General features: G+C 63.6%; 3 protein-coding genes. All 3 read right to left on the bottom strand.

Annotated elements, in window-relative coordinates:
• Positions 1-259 precede the first annotated feature (259 nt).
• The 3 genes from KGA82_RS26080 to KGA82_RS26070 all read right to left on the bottom strand — a co-directional run bounded on the left by KGA82_RS26080 (position 260) and on the right by KGA82_RS26070 (position 5555).
• Positions 260-2128, bottom strand: coding sequence for an ABC transporter ATP-binding protein (locus KGA82_RS26080; RefSeq protein WP_223453091.1), 1869 nt, complete (start codon positions 2126-2128; stop codon positions 260-262).
• Positions 2121-3902, bottom strand: coding sequence for an ABC transporter ATP-binding protein (locus KGA82_RS26075; RefSeq protein ID WP_223453090.1), 1782 nt, complete (start codon positions 3900-3902; stop codon positions 2121-2123). The genes KGA82_RS26080 and KGA82_RS26075 overlap by 8 nt, the downstream gene beginning before the upstream one ends.
• 384 nt (positions 3903-4286) lie before the next feature.
• Positions 4287-5555 (bottom strand): acyl-CoA dehydrogenase family protein, encoded by a 1269-nt coding sequence (locus tag KGA82_RS26070; RefSeq protein ID WP_008029144.1) that lies wholly within the window; start codon positions 5553-5555, stop codon positions 4287-4289.
• Positions 5556-5657: the final 102 nt, after the last annotated feature.

Raw genomic sequence — 5657 nt, 5'->3', positions numbered from 1 at the left:
GATGACGGGGGGAGAAACGGTGTCGGCGGTGGGAGGTGCTGCTGTAGCAGCAGTCTGTCAGCAATGGTTGTTCGGGGTGCAGCAGGTGGGTTTTGCGGTGTTTTGCAGACCGCCATCGCCAGCAAGCCGGCTCCTACAGGTTTCGTGTACGACGCCAATCCCCTGTGGGAGCTGGCCTGCCAGCGATGGCGGCCTGCCTGACACACCGCGCAATCCGCATCGCCAGCAAGCCGGCTCCTACAAGCGATTGCGGTTTTCGTTACGCCGGCGATGTGGCGACGATATCGTCAATCGACGCACCCGCTTCGGCGCTGCGCAGATAGGTCTGGTACAACGCCGCATAGGCGCCACCCTGGTCGATCAATTGGCTGTGCGGCCCTTGTTCGACCAGGCGGCCATGACGGATCACTGCAATTCGGTCGGCGTCGCGTATGGTTGCCAGGCGGTGGGCGATGATGATCGCGGTGCGGCCCTCGCACAGTCGGCGGAACGCGCGCTGAATGCGCCGCTCGGTGTGGATGTCGACCGCCGAAGTCGCTTCGTCCAGCACCAGCACCGCCGGGTCCGCGAGATAGGCGCGCACCAGGCACACCAGTTGCCGCTGGCCGTGGCTCAAGTGCCCGCCCAGCGGCCCGACTTCTGTCTGGTACTGATGCGGCAGGCGTTCCAGCACTTCGTCCGCTCCCAGCTCCCGGGCAGCATCAATCAGCCGGGCATCGTCCGCCTGGGGCGCGGCGAGGCGCAGGTTGTCGAGGATGCTGCCGCTGAACAGCACATTGTCCTGCAGCACCACGCCGACGTTGCGCCGCAGTTCATGCTGGGTGAGGTCGCGGATATCAACGCCATCGAGCTTCACCGCCCCCGACTGCACCTCGTAAAAACGCGTCAGCAACTGCACCAGCGTGCTCTTGCCATGGCCCGAGGGGCCGACGATCGCCAGCACTTCGCCGGCCGGAATCTGCAGGTCGAGGTCATTGATCACCGGTGAAGAATTGCCGGCATCGTAGGCAAACCGCACCCGTTCAAAACTGACTTCGCCGCGGGCCTTGCCCAGGCGTTGCGGGGTGGTGCTGTCGCTGATCTCCGGGCGCGTGTCGAGCAGCAAAAAGATCCGCTGCGCCGAGGCCGAACCGGTGGCGTAACGCTCGAACAAGTCCGACAGTTCCTGTAACGGCCCGAGAAACAGGAACACATAAAACAGGCTTTCCGCGACCTGGCCCACGGTGACATCCGCCTGCGCCAGACCATAGGCGCCCACCAGCAATAGCACCGCCATGCCGGCGGAGCTGAGCAGCGCGGTGAACGGTGCAAACCAGCTGGATCGCAGGCTGCCGCGAATCAGCGCCTGATTGAAATCATCCAGCAAGCCGCGATAGCGCCGCAAGTTGGGCGCTTGCTGGGCGCATTGTTGCAACATGCGCGCGCCGCTGACGCTCTCCACCAGATGCGCGGTGAAACGGCTGCGGTTTTCCGTGACCTTGGCCCAGTTACGTTGGGAAATGCGTTTGAAACTCCAGGTCGCCAACACCAGCAACGGCACCGTGGCGGCGAGGCTGAGAAAGAATCGCGGGTCGATCCGCCACAGCATCACCGAAGCCAGGCCACAGCGCAGCAGCGCGCCCAGCAGTTCGGGCGGGCCCTGAATCAGCAGCGGTTCGAGGGCGTCGACATCGCGGTCGGCGCGAGAAATGATCCGCCCGGCCTTGGTCCGGTCGAAGTAGCTGACACTCAAGCTCTGCACATGGGCAAATACGCGCACCCGCAAGTCATTGAGCACACGGATCGCCGCGCTGCCTGCGACAAACTGCGAGACACCGGCGAGCAGGAAACGCCCGAGCCAACTGGCCGCCAATCCGAGGCCGAGCCACAGCACCAGGCGTTCGTCGAGCAGCCAGTGATCGTTCTGTTGAATCAGCCCACGGTCGAGCAACTCACGGACAAACCACGGCCGCAGAAACACCGTGAACACCAGCAGCAGTTCAATGCCGATGACGCCGACAATGTGCCGGCGAATCGGTTTCAGCAGCGGCAACAGCCGGCTGAACATGCTGCGGTCGAGGGCCTTGCGGGCGAGCATTTCTTCGATTTCGATATCGCTCAAGGCCTTGCCGGCGATTGGGTTAGCCATGGTCGATCCCTAGCAGGTCGCGGTAGTCCGGATGGGTTTTGAGTAATGCTTCGTGGGTGCCGTTGGCGGCGATTTTGCCGTCCTGCAGCATCAGCACGCGGTCCGCCAGGAGGATGGTCGAGAGCTTGCTGGAGATCACCAGCAACGTGGTGGCCCGGCCCTGATCGCGGCGCAACTGGCGAATGTTGTTGAGTACCTGGCGTTCACTGATCGCATCCAGCGCGCTGGTGGCGTCGTCCAGGCACAGAATGTCCGGCTCGCCAAGCAGCGCGCGAGCCAGGCTCAGACGCTGGCGCTGGCCGCCGGACAAGGTCACGCCGCGATCCCCCAGCGGCGTGGCCAGGCCGTGCGGCAGGCGTTCCAGCACGTCTTCGGCGGCGGCCAGGCGCAAACCGTGACGCAGTTGTTGATCACTGGCGTCGGGTGCGGTCAGGCGCAGGTTGGCCGCGAGGGTGTCGGAAAACAGGAAGCTTTCCTGTGGCACCACGTGCACCCGGCGCCGCAATTCGTCGAGGTTCAACTGGCGAATGTCTTGCCAGCCGGCGCTGTCCGAACCGATCAGCAGGCGCCCGGAACTGATGTCGCTGAGGCGTGGCAGCAGGCTTGCCAATAGACTTTTGCCAGTGCCGGTGGCGCCGACGAGCGCGACGATTTCGCCGGGCTGCACGGTCAGTGAGCAGTCATGAAGAATGTCCAGGCCGCCACCCGGTGCGCTGACGTTGACGTGTTCCAGTTTCAGCCCCAGCGGCGTGTCGGGCAGGGTCGCGTTGCCGCTGCGGATCGCCGCAGGCTCGTCCAGCAGTTGCCAGATCCTTTCGGCGCTGGAGCGTGCGTCGGCGAAGGTCTGCATCACCCGGCCAATGCCTTCGATGCGGAACACCAGGGTGGTGGCGATCAGCAGTGAGGTCACCAGTTCACCGATACCCAATTGCGCGGTGGCCACCAGGTGCGCACCGTACACCAGGATCCACACATGCCCCAGTGCGACGACCGCTTGAGGCAGCGGAATCCGCGAACTGGAATAGGCGAGGGCCTGGCGGGCGTGCTCGGCGAACACCGCCACCTGCCCGGCGAAACGCTGGATGCGGCTGTGTTCCAGGCCAAACGATTTGATCACCCGCACGCCGCCGATGCCTTCGCTGAGGTCCTGATTGACCCGGTCGTAGGCCTCGCCGACGGCGCGGTCGAGGCTGACCAGACGCTCGGTCTGGCGCACGAAAATCCACAGGCCGAACACTGTCAGCAGCAGCGGCACCAACCCCAGCAGCGGGTTGTACCAGCTCAACAGGCCGACGGTGGCCAGCACCACCAGCGGGGTTTCCACCACCTGGCGCCAGAAACTGATCAGCGCATCGCGCACCTTGTCGGCATCGCGGGTGGTGCGGGTGATCATTTCGCCCATGCCGTGCTGCCAGTGATAACTCAGGTGCAGGGTTTGCACCTGCTGCAGGATGCGCTCGCGCAGGCGCGTCAGCAGTTCCTGGCTGAGCACCAGCGACAGTACGCTGGCGGCGTATTGCAACACGCCACGGCCGAACGCCACGGCGAGCATCAGCCACAACCAGTACCAGCCGAGGCTGGCGTCGAGACTGCCATCGGCTTGCCGGACAACCGCGCGGCCGGCGCTGACGTCGTTGACGGCGTGGCCGATCAGCCATTGCTGCCAGACCAGCCCGAGGTTCACCGCGATGTACAACGCCGCCACCAGGGCGAAGCGCCAGGGCATCTCCCGGTAAATCGCCAGGCTGCGCAAGAGAGGATGTTTTTCGATCATGAAAAAGCTCTGTGTGGTGTGCGGACACGATCTCGACCCTGTAGGAGCCGGCTTGCCGGCGATGGGGCCTTGGGATTTTGCATGGGGCTTTAGGGCGCCTTCGCGGGCAAGCCTCGCTCCTACAGGGTTTTGCATTTGTTCAGGTGGAACGCCGAACCTGTAGGAGCCGGCTTGCTGGCGATGGGGCCTTGGGATTTTGCATGGGGCTTTAGGGCGCCTTCGCGGGCAAGCTCCGCTCCTACAGGGTTTCGCATTTGTTCAGGTGGAACGCCGAACCTGTAGGAGCCGGCTTGCTGGCGATGGGGCCTTTGGGTTTTGCATAGGGCTTTAGGGCGCCTTCGCGGGCAAGCCTCGCTCCTACAAGGGGAGGCGGCGTCTGGGGGATCACCGTCCGGGGCTGGTCGCTCCCTGTTTTTCCTTGGCGTTGAGGATCGCGGTGTATTCGCCGGGGTCGACGCCGTTGAGGTAGTAGTTGCCGACGTGGTGCAAGCGCCAGCGGATCGGGTCGTGGGTGGTGTGGACCCTTGCGTTGCGCCAGAAACGGTCGAGGTTCCATTTGCTCAGTGAGGAACTGGCGCCAAGCAGGGAGAAAATGTCGCTGGATATTTTCAGCGACGCCGCGTCGGAGTGGGCGCGGGCGGTGGCCACCGACAGAATCAGCTCGTCCTGCAGTTCCTTGTTGTCCGGGTCCAGTTCGTGCTGATCGAATACCCGCGCCGCGTCGCGCAGCAGCGATTGCGCGCCGCGCAGGGCCACGGCGTATTCGCCGATCTGCTTGATGATGTGCGGCTCCTGATTGGCGTGATCGACGCCGCTTTCCACCCACGGCCGCGCATTGTGATTCAGGTAGTCCACCGCAGCCGACAGCGCACCTTCGGCAATGCCGGTATCGATGGCCGCATGAAGGATCTGCGGGAAGGTCAACCCAGTGCGTTTCATCGGCCCTTTGCGCTGGGAGACAAAACCTTCGTCGAGTTCGATGTTGTCGAAAATCACTGTGCCGCTGACCGAGTTTTTCTGGCCGAACGCTTCCCAGTCATCCACCAGCGTCAGGCCCGGTGTGTTGCGATTGAGCAGCACCCCGGCACCGCCGTCATCACTGGCGGCGGTCAGGGAAATCCACTCGGCCAGGTAAGAGCCGGTGGAGTAAAACTTGCTGCCATTGAGGATCAACTTGCCGTCGGCGCGGCGTTCGACGCGGGTCTTGAGGGCGAATTTATTCTTGCCGCCGACTTCCGCCAGGGCATTGCCGAAACGCTTGCCGGCCAATACATCGCGAACCAGTCGGTCGCGAATCTCGTCGGAGTATCCGGTAAAAATCCCTCGCAGCATGACGTTGTGGATTTGCAGCAACTGACCGACGCCGCCGTCGGCGACTGAAATGATTCGCACGGTTTCGACGATGGTTTCCACCGAGGCGCCGAGGCCGCCAAACGCCTTGGGCACGCCAATGGCGGTCAAGCCGCTCTCCGACAACAGCTGCGCCTGACGCCGTGGCAGTTGGCCGTTTTGACTGGCGTCGGCGGCAATTTCGGCAATCTCCCGGGCGATGTCCCTGGCCACGGCGATGGCTTGAGCCTCGCTGTCCAGCAGGCGGATCGGCGCCTGTTCTTGTATCAGTTGTCCGGCGGGGTTGTGTTCGACCTTGCTCATTGCTGTACCTCTGATAATGGATCGGATGATGGCCGAAAATTCAGCGCGATCCTTGTAGGAGCCGGCTTGCTGGCGATGGCGGTGCATCAGGCGACATCAATG

The sequence above is a fragment of the Pseudomonas sp. BF-RE-22 genome (assembly GCF_019956155.1).
Lineage (GTDB): Bacteria > Pseudomonadota > Gammaproteobacteria > Pseudomonadales > Pseudomonadaceae > Aquipseudomonas > Aquipseudomonas migulae.
The sequence above is the reverse complement of the archived record's forward strand: the minus strand, read 5'-3'. Positions and strand labels throughout refer to the sequence as shown.